Raw genomic sequence first — 15312 nt, forward strand, 5'->3', positions numbered from 1 at the left:
CTGTGACTTAAGGTTGGTGACTCCGGCCTGGGGCCGTAACGCTGGTCATTCCTCCCACCATGGGAGGACTCAAGCCATCGTTGGTTTGGTTATCGGCAGGCCTTTTCAAAGCTTTAGGGGCGTTTGCAAAATTTCTGCGGGCCGATGAAACCGGGGTCTTCAACCTATGTCCCCGTCGCTCAAGCCGGCAGGCTCATCACTTCCTGATAGGCCGCCACCAGGCGGTTGCGCACCTGCAGCCCGGTCTGGAAAGCCACGTTGGCCTTCTGCAGGTCGACCATCACGTCGTTGAGCGCCACGCCGGGCTTGCCCAGTTCGAAGTCCTCGGCCTTGCCGTAGGCCTGCTGCTGCGTGCCGTTGATGCGCTCGAGCGTGCGCTTGAATTCACCGGCAAAGCCGCCGCTGCCCTGCACGGCCTCGGATGCGCCGGAATCCATGCGGGGGGCGAAGCCGCCCTGGAGCGCGGTGGCGCGCATCTGATGCAACACGGACTCGATGGCTGCGATCGACATGTGTGTAAACCTTTCTGCTGATGTTGTGGGATGCGTGGCTCGCAAGAGCGAACTCACAGGGGCGCATGGGTGCACCCGCGACCGGAGAAGCGTAGCGACGCACCTCTCTTTCGCATGAAGGCAACTGAAGGGAAAAGCCCGGGCTGTTCGCCCAATCGATTTGAAGAGGGGTGCGGAGAATCCATCGCACACGACAAAGCGGCCTGGTGACAGCACCCGGCCACAAGGCCATGAACTCTCATCGAGAACGACGACTTCCTTCTACGTGCGTGCCTCTGCACCACGCGGGCATCCATCAAGCCATGAGCCAAGCCGAATGAGCGCCGCCACCACTGCCGCGCCCGTCCCCGCATTGCCGACCGGAGCACCCGTCTCCGGCCTGCCGACCGCCCTGCCCTTCGTGGAGCGGCTGCGCGCACAGCCCAAGCTGCCGATGATCCTCGGCGGCGCCGCACTCGTGGCCGCCCTGGCGGCCTTCGTGCTGTGGAACCGAGCGCCTGACTACAAGGTGCTCTATGCCAACGTGACCGAGCGGGATGGCGGCGCCATCATCGCCTCGCTGTCGCAGATGAACGTGCCCTACAAATTCGCCGAAGGCGGCGGCGCGATCATGGTGCCGGCCGACAAGGTGCCCGAGCTGCGCCTGAAGCTGGCGTCCCAGGGCCTGCCCAAGGGCGGCGGCGTGGGCTTCGAGCTGATGGACAACCAGAAGTTCGGCACCAGCCAGTTCACCGAGCAGGTCAACTACCAGCGCGCGCTGGAAGGCGAGCTGGTGCGCTCCATCGAATCCATCGGCACGGTGGAAGCGGCGCGCGTGCACCTGGCGCTGCCCAAGCCATCGCTCTTCGTGCGCGAGCAGAAGAAGCCCTCGGCCTCGGTGGTGCTGACGCTGCAGCGCGGCCGCAGCATCGACGAAGGCCAGGTCAGCGCCATCGTCCACATGATCTCCAGCAGCGTGCCCGACCTGGACGCCAAGAGCGTGACGGTGGTGGACCAGCGCGGCAACCTGCTCTCGGCCGCCAACAGCGGCGCGCGCGGCCTGGACGTGAGCCAGCTCAAGTTCGCGCAGGAGATCGAGCAGACCTACGTGCGCCGCATCGAGTCGATCCTTCAGCCCATCCTGGGCGCAGGCAACGTGCGTGCGCAGGTGGCGGCCGACATCGACTTCACGGTGGTGGAACACACCGACGAGAAGTTCCGCCCCAACGACGATCCCAAGGCCAAGGCGGTGCGAAGCCAGCAGTCCAGCGAGTCGGCCCAGCAGGGCGGCACGCCGCCCGGCGGTGTGCCCGGCGCGCTGACGAACCAGCCGCCCACGAACCCGAGCGCGCCGATCAGCACGGCCGCCGCGCCCAATGCACCCGGCAAGCCGGGCGCCCCCGGTGCGCCGGGAGCAGCCGCGCCGGCTGCACAGACCGCCAGCAGCACGGCCAGCAGCGGCCCGAGCAACTCGCGCAAGGACAGCACCACCAACTACGAGCTCGACCGCAGCATCCGCCACGTGCAGCAAGGTGCCGGCGGCGTGAAGCGCCTGTCGGTGGCCGTGGTGGTGAACAACCGCGAAGGCGCCGGCACCGAAGGCAAGCCGGCATCGACCGCCCTCACCGCCGCCGAGCTGGACCAGATCCGCAACCTGGTGAAGGAAGCCATGGGCTTCAGCCAGGAGCGCGGCGACTCGCTCAACGTGGTCAACAGCTCCTTCATCCAGGAACGCGAGCCGGTGCCGGTGGAATTGCCGCTGTGGAAGGACCCGCAGGCCATCGAGCTGGGCAAGAGCATCGGCCAGTATGCGCTGATCGCCCTGGTGGTGCTGGTGCTGTGGCTGAGCTTCCTGCGCCCCCGCAAGCGCAAGCAGCAGGAGCTGCTGCCCGCCGCGGACGGCGCGCCTTCCCTGCCGCCGGCCGAGCAGGCCGCGCTCCAGGAGCAGCAGCAGCAGGACGCCCGCGAGCAGCTGCGCCTGCGTGAATCCGAACGCCAGCGCGTCGACCTGGAATACGCGCAGCAGCTCGCGCAGGAAGACCCGCGCCTGGTTGCTGCATTGATCAAGCATTGGATGACCCCCCATGAATGACACCGCAAACCAGCGCAAAGCCGCCATCCTGCTGATGGCGCTGGGCGAAGACCGCGCCGCCGCCACGCTCGCGCACATGCCCACCCAGACGGTCCAGTCCGTGGGCGTGGCGATGTCGCAGCTCAGCCATGTGTCCAACGACGAGCTGGCCCAGGTGCTGGCCGATTTCCGCGCCGAGACCGAGCAGCTGTCCGCCCTGCACCTGGGCTCGGGCAGCTACATCAAGGCGGTGCTGACCAAGGCCCTGGGCGACGAACGCGCCAGCAACCTGCTGGAAGACATCCTCCAGCCCGATTCGCCGCGCGGCGGCATCGAGCGCCTCAACGAGCTGGAAGCCGGCGAAGTCGCCGAGCTGATCCGCGACGAGCATCCGCAGATCCTGGCCACCCTGCTGGTGCACCTGGACCGCAGCAAGGCATCGGAAGTGTTGGAGAAGCTGCCGGCACGCCTGCGCCACGACGTGATCGTGCGCGTGGCCACCTTCGGCGGCGTGCAGCCGGCCGCGCTGGCCGAGCTGACCGAGGTGCTGTCCGAGATGCTCTCGGGCGAAGGCCTCAAGCGCAGCCGCCTGGGCGGCGTGCGCACCGCCGCCGAGATCGTCAACCTGATGAACACGACGCAGGAGCAGGAAGCCATTGCCCATGTGCGTGCGCAGGACGAGGCCCTGGCCCAGCGCATCATCGACGAGATGTTCGTGTTCGAGAACCTCATGGGCCTGGACGACCGCGGCATCCAGCGCGTGCTCAAGGACATCGAGGCCGAGTCGCTCATCATCGCCCTCAAGGGCGCGCCGCAGGAGCTGCGCGACAAGTTCCTGCAGAACATGTCGCAGCGCGCGGCCGAGACCCTGCGCGAGGACATGGACCTGCGCGGACCGGTGCGCGTCTCGCAGGTCGAGGCCGAGCAGAAGACCATCCTGCAGGTGGTGCGCCGCCTGGCCGACGCCGGCGAAGTCACCATAGCCGCCCCGGGTACCGATGACTTCATCTAAGCAAGCCTCTGCCGGCACGAGCAGCCTGGCCGCCACCTACGCTGCGATGAAGCGCAGCAACAGCGGCAGCGCACAGGCCGCCACCGCGACCGCACACGCCGGCCCGGCCGAGTCCGCCTGGCAACGCTGGGAGATGCAGTCCATCGGCACGCCGGCGGGCCGCCGCGCCGCAACGGGATCCCGCCCCGCGGCGGAGAGCGCACCCGCAGCCGCGCCGCGCCCTGCGCTCACGCCATCTCTTGACGAGAAGCTGCTGGCGCGCCTGCGCATCGACGCGCGCGCCATTGGCGAAGCCGACGGCCGACGCGAAGGCTTGGCCCAGGGCCATGCCGAAGGGCTGGCAGCAGGCCGCGCCGAGGGCCTGGCCCTGGCCAGCGCGCACGCGCAGCAGCTGCTGACCCTGTCCCGGTCCCTGCCCGCCGCGCTGCGACGCGCAGAGAACGACCTGTCGGATTCGCTGGTCGCGCTGGCCCTGGACGTGGCCCGCCAGGTGATCCATCACAGCCTGAACGTGGAGCCCGGCTGGATCGTGACGCTGGTGCGCCAGATGCTGGCCGCCGAGCACGCGCTGCAGGGCGAGCCCCGCCTGCTGCTGCATCCCGAGGACGTGGCGCTGGTGCGCGCGAGCCTGGGAACCGAGTTGCAGGAGGCCGGCTGGCAGCTGCGCGCCGACGACAACATCTCACGCGGCGGCTGCCGCGTGCAGACCACCGGCAGCGAGGTGGACGCCACGCTGGAAACGCGCCTGGAGCGCGTCACCGCCGCCCTGGCCGGCGAGACGAAGGCAGCCCATGCTTGAGCAGATCGCGGCGCCGCCGCCGACCACCAACCCGCACCTGAACGCCTGGCACGCCGCCATCAACCAGGCTCGCCACGAAGTGGGCCGTCGCGTGCCCACCGCGGTCTCCGGCCGCCTGACCCGTGCCGTCGGCCTGGTGCTGGAGGCCGTGGGCCTGCAGCTGCCGGTGGGCAGCGACTGCCTGATCGAACTGCCGCCCGGCTATCCGCAGCGCCATGCCGAGGCCGAGGTCGTCGGTTTTGCGGGCGACCGCCTCTTTCTCATGCCGCAGACCGAAGTGGCCGGCCTGCTGCCCGGCGCACGCGTGTTCGCGCGCCCCGGCATGGCCGACCCGAGCTCGCCCGGCGGCGCGGTGCAGACCAAGCGCCTGCCGGTGGGCGTGGGCATGCTGGGCCGCGTGGTCGATGCGGTGGGCCGTCCGCTGGATGGACGCGGCCCCCTGGTCGTCGACAAGCAGGTGACGCTGTCGACGGCACCCATCAACCCGCTGCAGCGCGCGCCCATTGACTCGGTGCTGGACACCGGCGTGCGCGCCATCAACGGCATGCTCACCGTCGGCCGCGGCCAGCGCATGGGCCTGTTCGCCGGCTCCGGCGTGGGCAAGAGCGTGCTGCTGGGCATGATGGCCCGCTACACCAGCGCCGAGGTGATCGTGGTGGGCCTGATCGGCGAGCGCGGCCGCGAGGTGAAGGACTTCATCGACCACACGCTGGGCGAGGAAGGCCTGGCCCGCGCGGTGGTGGTGGCCGCGCCTGCGGACAACTCGCCCCTGCTGCGCCTGCAGGGCGCGGCCTATGCCACCTGCCTGGCGGAGTACTTCCGCGACCTGGGCAAGGACGTGCTGCTGATCATGGATTCGCTCACCCGCTACGCCATGGCACAGCGCGAGATCGCGCTGGCCGTGGGCGAGCCGCCGGCCACCAAGGGCTACCCGCCCTCGGTGTTCGCCAAGCTGCCGGCGCTGGTGGAACGTGCCGGCAACGGCGCACGCGACGCGCACGGCCGCGGCGGCTCGATCACCGCCTTCTACACCGTGCTGTCCGAAGGCGACGACCAGCAGGACCCGATCGCCGACTCGGCACGCGCCATCCTGGACGGCCACGTCGTGCTGTCCCGGAACCTCGCCGAGGCGGGCCACTACCCCGCCATCGACATCGAGGCCTCGATCAGCCGCGCGATGACCGCGCTCATCACGCCCGAGCAGTTCGAGGTGGTGCGCCGCTTCAAGCAGACGCTGTCGCGCTACCAGCGCAACCGCGACCTCATCAGCGTGGGCGCCTATGCCGCCGGCCACGACCCGCAGCTGGACAAGGCCATTGCCCTGTACCCGCGCATCGAGGCCTACCTGCAGCAGGGCATGAACGAGCGCAGCGGCTACGAGGACTCCATCGTGGAGATGGAGCGCCTGTTCGACACCCAAGGAGCCTGAACCCCATGGCACAGAAACTTCCCCTGGACCTGCTCATCGAGTTGGCTCGCGACAAGACCGATGACGCCGCGCGGCGCCTGGGCGCGCTGCAGAGCGCGCAGCTCAGCGCCACGCAGAAGCTGGGCATCCTCGTGCAGTACCGGCAGGACTACCTGGCGCAGCTGCAGGTGCTGATGCAGCAGGGCGTCTCCACCTCGCAGTGGTTCAACTACCAGGACTTCCTGACCACGCTCGACGGCGCCATCGCCCAACAGCGCGGCATCGCCCAGCAGGCGGATCTGCGGCTGGAGCATGGCCGCAACGACTGGCAGCAAAACAAGCGCCGCCTCAACTCCTTCGACACCCTGGCCGAGCGCGCACGGCGCCAGGCGCAGATGGTCCAAGCCAAGCGCGAGCAGCGCGACAGCGACGAACGGGCCGCACGCCAGTTCTTCGTGGCCAAGCAGGCCGCATCGGCGCAATGACACAAGGTTCAAGCACATGAGTTCTCCGCTTCTCTCGATTCCCACCGCATCGAACGCCGCGCCCGCCTCCACCAGCGCCTCGGCCAGCGGCGGCGCCGCGCGGGCGCGCGACGCGCAGGCCGGCGCGACCGACAGCTTCGGTGCCGCCCTGGCCCGCACGCGCGAGTCCCGCGGGCAGAAGGCCGGCGAGAAGACCGAGCGGCAGGACGACGCCGCCTCGGCCTCGCCCCTGGCGCGCCGCCGCGGCGCCTCATCGGCGGAATCGACGGAAGAGCGTTCGCCGGTGGACCTGCTGGCCATGGCCATGCTGACCCCGGCCTTCGCCACGCAGGCCGCCCAGAAACGCCAGGCGGCGGCCGACGGCACCGGCGCGTCCCTGCACGGCGCTGCCGATGCGAGCGCGCTCGCCAAAGCCGACCCGCCGCTCGCCGCAGCCGCCGGCGACACGGCACTCACGGATTCGCAGCCGCAGGATGCGGCCACCGCGCAAGCCAGGGCGTCGGGCAAGCCGATCGCCGACGCCAAGGCGGATGCCAGGTCAGATGCCGCCTCGGAAGACGGCAAGAAGGTGAAGGCCGACGCCGGCGCGACATCCGACTACAAGATCACCGCGCAGTCCGCCCCCGTCGTGGCAGCCGCATCGGCCTCCGCCGCACCGGCTGCGCCTCTCGCCGGTGCCGCATCGACTGGCGCCCCCGAGCCGAAGGCAGGCAATGCCGCACCGGCCATCGCCGCGGTCGACCCCAAGGTCGCACCGGAACCCGCCGCCGCTGCGCTGCGGGCCGATGACCGGCCGCTGCCCGACACGAGCTCGGAGGCCGACACCGCCAGCACCCTGCCCGCCTCGATGAACTTCAAGGCCGCCATGGCGCAAGCCTCGGCCACGTCCTCAACCGCCCAGCAGCCCCCCGTCGCACGCCTGGCCGTGCCCACGCCGGTGGGCAGCGAGGGCTGGGGCGCCGACGTCGGGCGCCAGATGATCCGCATGGGCGCCGACGGCAACCATGTGGCCGAGCTGAGCCTCAACCCCGCCGGTCTCGGCCCGTTGAAGGTCACGCTGACGCTGGGCGACAACCAGGCGCAGGCGATGTTCGTCTCGGCCCACGAGAGCGTGCGCCGCGCGGTCGAGGCCGCCTTGCCGCAACTGCGCGACACGCTGGCGAGCCAGGGCATCCAGCTCGGCCAGACCTCGGTGGACGCCGGCACGCAGCAGCAGCAGGCCTTCGGCCAGCAGGAGCGCGGCTTCGAGCAGCAGGGCCGCCCGAACCTGCGCGGCGCGCAGCGCGAGACCGCGGCCGACGACGCGCCGCTCGCGGTGCGTGCGAGCAGCTCCGGTGCGCGCGCCAGCACCGGCATCGATACCTTCGCCTGACATCCACGCGGCCCTCGGGCCGCGATCCGGCACCGCGACGCGAAGCGCCAAGACGGGCAATGGGGGAGATGAGCCCTTTTTTCCCTCTTGCTCGGCCCTTCGCATCCGGTCCCTTCCGGAAAAAATAGCCCAACTTCAAAGAGCGACCCATGGCCACCAGCCCTACTCCTGCGACAACTCCCGCCGCCGCCGCCCCTGCGCGGACCTCGAAGATGCTGATCGGCGCCGTGCTCGCCATCAGCCTGTGCGCCCTGGCCGTGGCGGCCTACGCCATGACCCGCACGCAGGGTTCGGAAAGCAGCGAACCCAAGGCCGCCGTGGCCGAGAAGCCCATCTTCCTCAACCTGGAACCGATCACCGTCAACCTGCAGACCGAGGGGCGCCCCCGCTTCCTGCACGTGGGCATCTCGCTGAAGGTGCGCGACGAGAAGTCCAAGTCGCAGATCAGCGAATTCATGCCCGAACTGCGCAGCCGCACGCTGATGCTGCTGTCCAACCGCCAGTCCGACTCGCTGCAGACCACCGACGACAAGTCGCGCCTGGCCGGCGAGATCCAGGCCGAGCTGAACCGTCCGCTGAACGACTCGCTGCCGCCCCAGGGCGTGACCGGCGTGTCCTTCACCGCCTTCGTCGTCCAGTAAGCGGGCCGGGACAGCAGATCCATGGCCTATGAACAGGTCCTCTCGCAGGACGAGGTTGATGCGCTGCTGCGCGGCGTTACCGGCGGCGCGGTCGACCAGTCCACGCTGCCCGCCACGCCGCAGGACGGCCTGCCCGCCTACGACCTGGGCGCGCCGGACCGCGTGGTGCGCAGCCGCATGCACACGCTGGAGGTCATCAACGAGCGCTTCGCACGCCACCTGCGCGGCGCCTTGCTGAACTTCATGCGCCGCAGCCCCGACATCTCGGTGGGCCCGGTGCAGATCCAGCAGTACGGCGAGTTCGTGCGGCACCTGCCGGTGCCGGCCAACATCAACATGATGCACTTCAAGCCGTTGCGCGGCACGGCCTTGTTCGTGTTCGACCCGAAGCTGGTGTTCCTGGTGGTGGACAACCTCTTTGGCAGCGACGGCCGCTACCACGTGCGCGTGGAAGGCCGCGATTTCACCCGCACCGAGCAGCGCATCATCCGCCGCCTGCTGGACCTGACGCTGGGCTGCTACGGCGATGCCTGGCAGCCGGTGTACCCGCTGGACTTCGACTACGTGCGCGCCGAGATGCACGGCAAGCTGGCCAACATCGTGGCGCCCAACGAGGTGGTGGTGAACACCACGCTGCAGATCGAGTTCGGCCCGGTGGGCGGCTTCCTGCACGTGTGCATTCCCTATTCGATGATCGAGCCGATCCGCGACCTGCTGTCCAACCCCATGCAGGACCAGGTCGAGGTGGACAAGCGCTGGATCAAGACCATGTCGCAGCAGATGCAGAGCGCCGACGTGGAACTGGTGGCCGAGTTCCTCAACCTGCCCTCCACCGTGGGCCAGGTGATGGGCCTGGAGGTGGGCGACGTGCTGCCCATCGACCTGCCGGCCAGCGTGCTCGCCAAGGTCGACGGCATTCCGGTGATGGAGTGCGGCTACGGCGTCAGCAACGAGCACTACGCCCTGCGCGTGCAACAGATGATCTCCCACCAAGACAGCGATTTGAAGAAAGACCATGACTGACAACACCACCCCTGCCTCCGCCGTCGACGACGACTGGGCGAGCGCCCTGGCCGAGCAGACCAGCGCGGCCCAGGTGACCCCGGTGGCCCAGGCGCCCGCACCCGCGGCCGCCCCGGCAGGCAACCAGGTCTTCCCGCAACTGGAGAACCGCACGGCCGCAGCCGCGTCCGCGCTGGACATCTCGCGCGTGCTCGACGTGCCGGTGCAACTCACCGCCGAGATCGGCCGCACGCGCATCACCATCAAGAACCTGCTGCAGCTCTCGCAGGGTTCGGTGGTGGAGCTGGACGGCCTGGCCGGCCAGCCGCTGGACGTGCTCATCAACGGCTACCTCATCGCCCAGGGCGAAGTGGTGGTGGTGAACGACAAGTACGGCATTCGCCTGACGGACATCATCACGCCGTCGGAACGCATGCAGAAGCTGTCCCGCGCATGAAGCTCGTCCTGCGTGCATGGCGGGCGGCCGCGGTCCTCATGGGGACGGTCGCCATGGCGGCCCATGCCAACCTGCCCACGGTGCCCAGCACGCCAGCACCCGTGCCGGCTCCGGGTGTCGGCATGGGCGGGCTGTTCCAGGCTGCCTTCGGCATGGCCTGCGTGCTGGGCCTGATCCTGCTGTGCGCATGGCTCGCGCGGCGTTTCGGCCTGCAGCGCTTCGGCGGCGGCCACGTGGTGAAGGTGATCTCCAGCACCTCGGTGGGCCAGCGCGAGCGCGTGGTGGTCGTCGAGGTGGCCGACCAGTGGCTGGTGCTGGGCGTGACGCCGCAGAACATCCACACCCTGCACACCCTGCCCGCGCAGGCCACGCCGGCTGCACACCCGGCGACCCCGGCCATGCGCGCCCCCGAGCCGCTGGCCAACGCCACGCAGGCCTTCTCGCAGTTGCTGCGCCAGTCGCTGGGCATCAAGGCGCGCGCCGGTTCATGAGCTCTTCCGTCTTCCTGCCGCGCCGGCTGCGCAACGGCGCGCTGCTGCTGGGCGCGCTGCTGCTGCCCGCCGGACTTTTCGCGCAGGGCCTGCCGGGCCTGACCACCACGCCCGGCCCCGGCGGCAGCCAGACCTGGTCGCTGAGCATCCAGACGATGCTGCTGCTGACCTCGCTGTCCTTCCTGCCGGCGCTGATGCTGTGCATGACCAGCTTCACCCGCATCCTGATCGTGCTGGGCCTGCTGCGCACCGCCATCGGCACGCAGTCCTCGCCGCCCAACCAGGTGCTGGTGGGGCTGTCGCTGTTCCTCACCTTCTTCGTGATGGCGCCGGTGTTCGACAAGGTCTACGACGAGGCCTACCTGCCCTTCTCGACCAACAAGATCAGCGCCGAGAAGGCGCTGGAGCGCGGCGTGGAGCCCTTCAAGACCTTCATGCTCAAGCAGACGCGCGAGACCGACCTGGCGCTGTTCGCGCGCCTGGCCAAGGTGCCGGAGATGCAGGGCCCCGAGGACGTGCCGCTGCGCATCCTACTGCCCTCCTTCGTCATCAGCGAGCTGAAGACCGCCTTCCAGATCGGCTTCACCATCTTCATTCCCTTCCTCATCATCGACCTGGTGGTGGCCAGCGTGCTCATGTCCATGGGCATGATGATGGTGCCGCCCGCCAGCATCGCCCTGCCCTTCAAGCTGATGCTGTTCGTGCTGGCCGACGGCTGGCAGCTGCTCATCGCCGCACTGGCGGAAAGCTTCTTCACATGACGCCCGAATCCGTGATGACCCTGGGCACCCATGCCATCCAGCTCTCGCTGGTGCTGGGCGCTCCCCTGCTGCTGGTGGCGCTGGTGGTGGGCCTGATCATCAGCGTCTTCCAGGCGGCCACGCAGATCAACGAGGCGACGCTGTCCTTCATTCCCAAGCTGCTGGCGGTGTTCATCACGCTGGTGGTGGCCGGGCCGTGGATGCTGGCGCAGATGCTGGACTACATGCGCCAGCTCTTCTCCAGCATTCCGCAGCTGGTGGGCTGACCCGCGCCCTCGCTGCGCACTCCCTTCGATGCCACCGGTCTTCACGGTCAACTCGGTGCAATGGGCCGCCTGGATGGCGGCTTTTCTCTGGCCCTTCGTGCGCATGCTCGCGCTGGTCAGCACCGCGCCCATCTTCGGCGAGACCTGGGTGCCGCGGCGGGTGCGCGTGGCCATCGCGGTGCTGCTGGCGGTGGTGCTGGGCCCCACGCTGGGCCCCATGCCGGACACGCCGGTGGTATCGGCCGGCGGCCTGTGGATCATGATCCAGCAGGTGCTCATCGGCGGGGCCATGGGCTTCACCATGCGCCTGGTGTTCGCGGCGGTGATGGCGGCCGGCGAATACATCAGCCTGCAGATGGGCTTGTCCTTCGCGTCCTTCTTCGACCCCATGGGCGGCGGCGGCCAGACGGCCGTGGTCTCGCGCCTGCTGAACATGCTTGCCCTGCTGATCTTCCTGGCGGTGGACGGGCACCTGGCGCTGATCGCCGCACTGGCCGGGAGCTTTCAGGCCCTGCCGGTGGCCGATGCACCGCTGTCGGCGCAGGGCTGGATGTTCCTGGTGCAGTCGGGCGGCCAGGTGTTCTCCACCGGACTGATGCTGTCGCTGCCGCTGGTCACCGCGCTGCTCACGCTCAACCTGGCCATGGGCATCCTGAACCGGGCCTCGCCACAGTTCAGCATCTTCGCGGTCGGCTTCCCGCTGACGCTGCTGGCCGGCATCTTCATGCTGGAGCTGCTGATGCCGCGGCTTGGCGCCTTCCTGGAGCCGCGCTTCGCCGCCGGGCTGGCGGGAATGACCGACTTCGTGACGGCGCTGCGGCGCTGAGTCAGCTTCCGGCGCGCTTGAGGGCGCTGGCCTTGTGGATGGCCTTCTTCCCGGTCTTGCTGCTCTTCACTTCGAACTGCGGCGAGGCGGGCGACGCCTTGGCCTCGTGGCCGGCGGCGTGCGCGGTGCCGGTGACCTTGCGCACGACCTTGCCCCGGGTCTCACCCTGCGAGGTGTTCCATGTCACCTTTTCTCCCGGCTTCGGATTGCCCTTCATGCTCTGTCTCCTGTAGTGGTGGTGCCACGCTAGCACCCTGGCGCCCGGGCGATGTAGGCCGACGCCGGCAGCTCATGCGGTCAAGGCCTGCCCTGCATCCGCCAGCAATGCGGTCCATTCCTGCTCGCGCTGCGCCAGGTCGTTGCCCGCGCTGCGCAGCACGGCGGCCGGATGCGGCATCACGAAGACAGGCAAGCCGTCGGAGGCGCGCGTGATCCACTGGCCAGCGTTCGCCTCGATGCCCACCTGCATGCCCAGCAGACTGGTGAGCGCGGTGCGGCCCAGTGCCACCAGCGCGCGCGGCCGGACCGCCGCGATCTCGGCCTCCAGCCACTGGGAACAGGCCTGCGCCTCGCGCTGCGCCGCGGTCTTGTGAAGGCGGCGCTTGCCGCGCCATTCGTACTTGAAATGCTTGACCGCATTGGTGAAGTAAAGCTGCTCCGGCGGCCACTGCAACCTGTCGATCGCCCGGCGCAGGAGCTGGCCGGCCGGGCCGACGAAGGGGCGGCCCGCGAGGTCTTCCTGGTCGCCGGGCTGCTCGCCCACGAACATCAGTGCCGCGCCGGCTGCGCCCTCGCCCCACACGGTCTGCGTGGCGTCGGCGGCAAAGGCGCATTGCTCGCAGCCCGCGGCCAGCCGCGCCAGCCCGGCCAGCCGATCGGCGGGCTCCACGCCCTGCGCAGCCGGCGAGGAACGCCCGCATGCGTGGCGGCCTGTCGCTTCCACCCCCGCCGCGTGTCCCGCGGCCCGTGCCGCCACGCCTGCCCGCCGCTCGCGCCCGGGGCTGACCTGCGACTCCATCTCGACGGTGCGCGCATCCGCCTCGCGAAGCAGCGTGGAAATCTGCGCGGCCTCGGGCAGGTTGCGCCAGAAGCGCACGGGCATCTCCTTTCGCATCATGTTCGGATTGGCGCGCGCGGGATTGAACACGCTGCGGTAGTACGCCAGCCACAGGGCCTCGCCTTCGTCCGCGCCGGGTGCATCGGCGCGCGCGGCGGCAGGGCCGAAGACCAGCTCGCGCCGGTCCCAGCGCACGCTGCCGCGCGGCGTCAGGATCGCCCAGCGCATCGAGGCGAAGCGGTCGACGAAGAATGGCGCCGCCGCACGCACCACGTGGTGCTCCGGCTCGAACCAGGCGACATGGCACTCGCCCGCCTCGTCGACGATCGGCCGGAAGCGAACGAAGGCGTGCATCTTGTGGATCTCGCGGCGCACCTCGCGCGCCATGCGCTCGAGCTGCAACCGCTCTTCGCGCAGCGTGTCCTTCCAGGCACGCCGATCGCGCAGGATGGCTTCGGCCAGCGCATGCGCCGCATGAAAGCGGCCGGGGCTGTCGTGCAGCATCGCCGTGCGCAGCAATTCGATGAAGGCCCGCGGCAGGCGCAGTCCGCCTTCCTCGACTCGCGATACCGGAGCCGGCGAAGACGCCGCTTCCTGATCGAACAGGGAGGACTGGTCGGCCACGCCGTCCCGCCAGCGGACCTCGTTCGGAAGCAAGCCGCGCTGCAAGGCCTCGCGCAAGGCCGCCAGAAATCCGTCGAAATCGTCGGGGGCGCCCAGGTGCAAGGCCACGGCCATCAGACGATCCCTGCGCTCTGCTCCTGCACCCAGGACGACGCCCTCCCGCCCCCAGCCAGGCCGGGCAAGGGCACGACCGGCGGCTCGTCCGTGCCGAACAGATCGCCCTGGACACGATCCGGCGATGCGCGCGTGCGTCCGGAATCGCGCTGGCTGGCGGCCGCACTCAGCAAGGCGCCTGCGTTGTTCGCCGGCCGATGGTCCGGCAGCGCCACGAAGGCCAGCACCCGCGTGGCCGGCCCGCCCAGGCGCTGGATGTCGGCCTTGCGGATCTGCCGGGTGCTGCGCGCGGCCAGCAGGCGCTCGACCGAGCGCGTGCCCAGGCCGGGCACGCGCAGCAGCGTTTCCTTTGGCGCCCGGTTCAGGTCCACCGGGAACCAGTCCGGATGCGCCAGCGCCCAGGCCAGCTTCGGGTCCATCTGCAGGGACAGCATGCCGTCCTCGGTCACCAGTTCCTGCTCCTCGAAGCCGTAGTAGCGCATCAGCCAGTCGGCCTGGTAGAGCCGGTGCTCGCGCATCAACGGCGCCGGCCGGCCGGGCAGCAGCGCGCTGGCATGCGAGATCGGGCTGAACGCGCTGTAGTAGACGCGCTTGAGGCTGTAGCTGCGGTAGAGCGAGACGCTGGTGCGAAGAATGGCGCGGTCGTCCGACGCGTCGGCGCCCACGATCATCTGCGTGCTCTGGCCGGCGGGCGCGAAGCGCGGCGGCGGGGGCCGGGCCGCGGGCGCAGCGGCCATCGAGCGGGTCTGCTTCGCCTTTTCGCGCTCCTGCGCGCTGTCGTCCAGCTGCAGGCGGATGCGTGCCATGGAGCGCTTGATGGCGCCCGCGTCCTTCTGCGGTGCCAGTTGGACCAGCGAGGCCTGGGAGGGCAGCTCGATGTTGATGCTCAGGCGGTCCGCATGCAGCCCGGCGCGCGCCACCAGCTCGGCGCTCGCATCCGGGATCGTCTTGAGGTGGATGTAGCCGCGGAAGTGATGGTCTTCGCGCAGGCACCGGGCCACCTCGATGAGCTGCTCCATCGTGTAGTCGGGCGAGCGGATGATGCCGGAGCTGAGGAACAGCCCCTCGATGACGTTGCGGCGATAGAAGTCCAGCGTGAGCTGCACCACCTCGTCCAGCGAGAAGCGGGCGCGCTCCACGTTGCTCGACTCGCGGTTGACGCAGTACAGGCAGTCGTAGATGCACCAGTTGGTCAGCAGCACCTTCAGCAGCGAAATGCAGCGGCCGTCGGGCGCGTAGCTGTGGCAGATGCCGGCTCCGGTGGTCGAGCCCATGCCGAGCTGGTCGCGCGAGTTGCGCGCGGCACCGCCGGAGGACGCGCAGGAAGCGTCGTACTTGGCGGCGTCGGCCAGGATGGCGAGCTTGCGCAGGAGGGGTACGGCCACGATACTGTAATTATATACAGTATCGTGATTGTTGCCCGTGGCCCTCCGGC

At 69.6% G+C, this 15312-nt stretch carries 17 protein-coding genes; 13 read left to right on the forward strand and 4 right to left on the reverse strand.

What is annotated here, in order from left to right; translation table 11 throughout:
- Positions 1–179: 179 nt before the first annotated feature.
- A complete protein-coding gene (fliE, locus tag BM345_RS14160; protein ID WP_093380445.1) occupies positions 180–512 on the reverse strand; it encodes a flagellar hook-basal body complex protein FliE in 333 nt (110 codons plus the stop codon).
- A gap of 316 nt (positions 513–828) precedes the next feature.
- Here fliE and fliF point away from each other — a divergent pair, with 316 nt between their 5' ends.
- The 13 genes from fliF to fliR all read left to right on the forward strand — a co-directional run bounded on the left by fliF (position 829) and on the right by fliR (position 12082).
- Positions 829–2583: a flagellar basal-body MS-ring/collar protein FliF gene (fliF, locus tag BM345_RS14165; RefSeq protein ID WP_093380446.1), complete on the forward strand. Its 1755-nt coding sequence runs from the start codon at positions 829–831 to the stop codon at positions 2581–2583.
- The gene (fliG, locus tag BM345_RS14170; protein ID WP_093380448.1) at positions 2576–3574 is read left to right on the forward strand and encodes a flagellar motor switch protein FliG; all 999 of its coding nucleotides are present in this window, start codon (positions 2576–2578) and stop codon (positions 3572–3574) included. Before fliF ends, fliG begins: the two co-directional genes overlap by 8 nt.
- Entirely contained in the window at positions 3561–4373 is an 813-nt protein-coding gene (fliH, locus tag BM345_RS14175) for a flagellar assembly protein FliH (protein WP_254789735.1), read from the forward strand. Before fliG ends, fliH begins: the two co-directional genes overlap by 14 nt.
- Complete coding sequence (gene fliI / locus BM345_RS14180) at positions 4366–5802, forward strand: flagellar protein export ATPase FliI (protein ID WP_093380449.1); 1437 nt, start codon at positions 4366–4368, stop codon at positions 5800–5802. Before fliH ends, fliI begins: the two co-directional genes overlap by 8 nt.
- A gap of 5 nt (positions 5803–5807) precedes the next feature.
- Positions 5808–6266 carry a flagellar export protein FliJ gene (gene fliJ, locus BM345_RS14185; RefSeq protein WP_093380451.1) on the forward strand — a complete coding sequence of 153 codons (459 nt, stop codon included), beginning with the start codon at positions 5808–5810 and terminating at the stop codon, positions 6264–6266.
- A gap of 16 nt (positions 6267–6282) precedes the next feature.
- Positions 6283–7638: a flagellar hook-length control protein FliK gene (locus BM345_RS14190; RefSeq protein ID WP_093380452.1), complete on the forward strand. Its 1356-nt coding sequence runs from the start codon at positions 6283–6285 to the stop codon at positions 7636–7638.
- A gap of 149 nt (positions 7639–7787) precedes the next feature.
- Positions 7788–8279 (forward strand): flagellar basal body-associated protein FliL, encoded by a 492-nt coding sequence (fliL, locus tag BM345_RS14195; RefSeq protein WP_093380454.1) that lies wholly within the window; start codon positions 7788–7790, stop codon positions 8277–8279.
- Between the two features lie 21 nt (positions 8280–8300).
- A complete protein-coding gene (gene fliM, locus BM345_RS14200) occupies positions 8301–9302 on the forward strand; it encodes a flagellar motor switch protein FliM (RefSeq protein WP_093380455.1) in 1002 nt (333 codons plus the stop codon).
- The gene (fliN, locus tag BM345_RS14205; protein WP_093380457.1) at positions 9295–9738 is read left to right on the forward strand and encodes a flagellar motor switch protein FliN; all 444 of its coding nucleotides are present in this window, start codon (positions 9295–9297) and stop codon (positions 9736–9738) included. Before fliM ends, fliN begins: the two co-directional genes overlap by 8 nt.
- Positions 9735–10229: a flagellar biosynthetic protein FliO gene (fliO, locus tag BM345_RS14210; protein ID WP_093380458.1), complete on the forward strand. Its 495-nt coding sequence runs from the start codon at positions 9735–9737 to the stop codon at positions 10227–10229. The genes fliN and fliO overlap by 4 nt, the downstream gene beginning before the upstream one ends.
- Positions 10226–10990, forward strand: a complete 765-nt coding sequence (gene fliP / locus BM345_RS14215) for a flagellar type III secretion system pore protein FliP (protein WP_093380460.1) — start codon at positions 10226–10228, stop codon at positions 10988–10990. Before fliO ends, fliP begins: the two co-directional genes overlap by 4 nt.
- A complete protein-coding gene (gene fliQ / locus BM345_RS14220; RefSeq protein WP_093380461.1) occupies positions 10987–11256 on the forward strand; it encodes a flagellar biosynthesis protein FliQ in 270 nt (89 codons plus the stop codon). The genes fliP and fliQ overlap by 4 nt, the downstream gene beginning before the upstream one ends.
- A 28-nt stretch (positions 11257–11284) precedes the next feature.
- On the forward strand, positions 11285–12082 hold the full coding sequence (fliR, locus tag BM345_RS14225; RefSeq protein ID WP_093380463.1) for a flagellar biosynthetic protein FliR: 798 nt from the start codon (positions 11285–11287) through the stop codon (positions 12080–12082).
- A gap of 1 nt (position 12083) precedes the next feature.
- On the opposite strand, the gene BM345_RS14230 is transcribed toward fliR, so the two are convergent.
- The 3 genes from BM345_RS14230 to BM345_RS14240 form a co-directional block, all read right to left on the reverse strand.
- Entirely contained in the window at positions 12084–12299 is a 216-nt protein-coding gene (locus BM345_RS14230; protein ID WP_093380464.1) for a hypervirulence associated TUDOR domain-containing protein, read from the reverse strand.
- Positions 12300–12371: 72 nt separating this feature from the next.
- Complete coding sequence (locus tag BM345_RS14235) at positions 12372–13877, reverse strand: UdgX family uracil-DNA binding protein (RefSeq protein WP_093380466.1); 1506 nt, start codon at positions 13875–13877, stop codon at positions 12372–12374.
- Positions 13877–15262 (reverse strand): putative DNA modification/repair radical SAM protein, encoded by a 1386-nt coding sequence (locus BM345_RS14240; protein WP_093380468.1) that lies wholly within the window; start codon positions 15260–15262, stop codon positions 13877–13879. The genes BM345_RS14235 and BM345_RS14240 overlap by 1 nt, the downstream gene beginning before the upstream one ends.
- Between the last annotated feature and the right edge of the window lie 50 nt (positions 15263–15312).

It is taken from the genome of Variovorax sp. OV329 (assembly GCF_900114785.1).
In the GTDB taxonomy this organism is placed as follows: domain Bacteria; phylum Pseudomonadota; class Gammaproteobacteria; order Burkholderiales; family Burkholderiaceae_C; genus Variovorax.

Bases quoted from the DNA above. Each gene is read 5' to 3' on its own strand.
- fliE (WP_093380445.1), bottom strand. From the start codon at position 512: ATGTCGATCGCAGCCATCGAGTCCGTGTTGCATCAGATGCGCGCCACC.
- fliF (WP_093380446.1), top strand. From the start codon at position 829: ATGAGCGCCGCCACCACTGCCGCGCCCGTCCCCGCATTGCCGACCGGA.
- fliG (WP_093380448.1), top strand. From the start codon at position 2,576: ATGAATGACACCGCAAACCAGCGCAAAGCCGCCATCCTGCTGATGGCG.
- fliH (WP_254789735.1), top strand. From the start codon at position 3,561: ATGACTTCATCTAAGCAAGCCTCTGCCGGCACGAGCAGCCTGGCCGCC.
- fliI (WP_093380449.1), top strand. From the start codon at position 4,366: ATGCTTGAGCAGATCGCGGCGCCGCCGCCGACCACCAACCCGCACCTG.
- fliJ (WP_093380451.1), top strand. From the start codon at position 5,808: ATGGCACAGAAACTTCCCCTGGACCTGCTCATCGAGTTGGCTCGCGAC.
- BM345_RS14190 (WP_093380452.1), top strand. From the start codon at position 6,283: ATGAGTTCTCCGCTTCTCTCGATTCCCACCGCATCGAACGCCGCGCCC.
- fliL (WP_093380454.1), top strand. From the start codon at position 7,788: ATGGCCACCAGCCCTACTCCTGCGACAACTCCCGCCGCCGCCGCCCCT.
- fliM (WP_093380455.1), top strand. From the start codon at position 8,301: ATGGCCTATGAACAGGTCCTCTCGCAGGACGAGGTTGATGCGCTGCTG.
- fliN (WP_093380457.1), top strand. From the start codon at position 9,295: ATGACTGACAACACCACCCCTGCCTCCGCCGTCGACGACGACTGGGCG.
- fliO (WP_093380458.1), top strand. From the start codon at position 9,735: ATGAAGCTCGTCCTGCGTGCATGGCGGGCGGCCGCGGTCCTCATGGGG.
- fliP (WP_093380460.1), top strand. From the start codon at position 10,226: ATGAGCTCTTCCGTCTTCCTGCCGCGCCGGCTGCGCAACGGCGCGCTG.
- fliQ (WP_093380461.1), top strand. From the start codon at position 10,987: ATGACGCCCGAATCCGTGATGACCCTGGGCACCCATGCCATCCAGCTC.
- fliR (WP_093380463.1), top strand. From the start codon at position 11,285: ATGCCACCGGTCTTCACGGTCAACTCGGTGCAATGGGCCGCCTGGATG.
- BM345_RS14230 (WP_093380464.1), bottom strand. From the start codon at position 12,299: ATGAAGGGCAATCCGAAGCCGGGAGAAAAGGTGACATGGAACACCTCG.
- BM345_RS14235 (WP_093380466.1), bottom strand. From the start codon at position 13,877: ATGGCCGTGGCCTTGCACCTGGGCGCCCCCGACGATTTCGACGGATTT.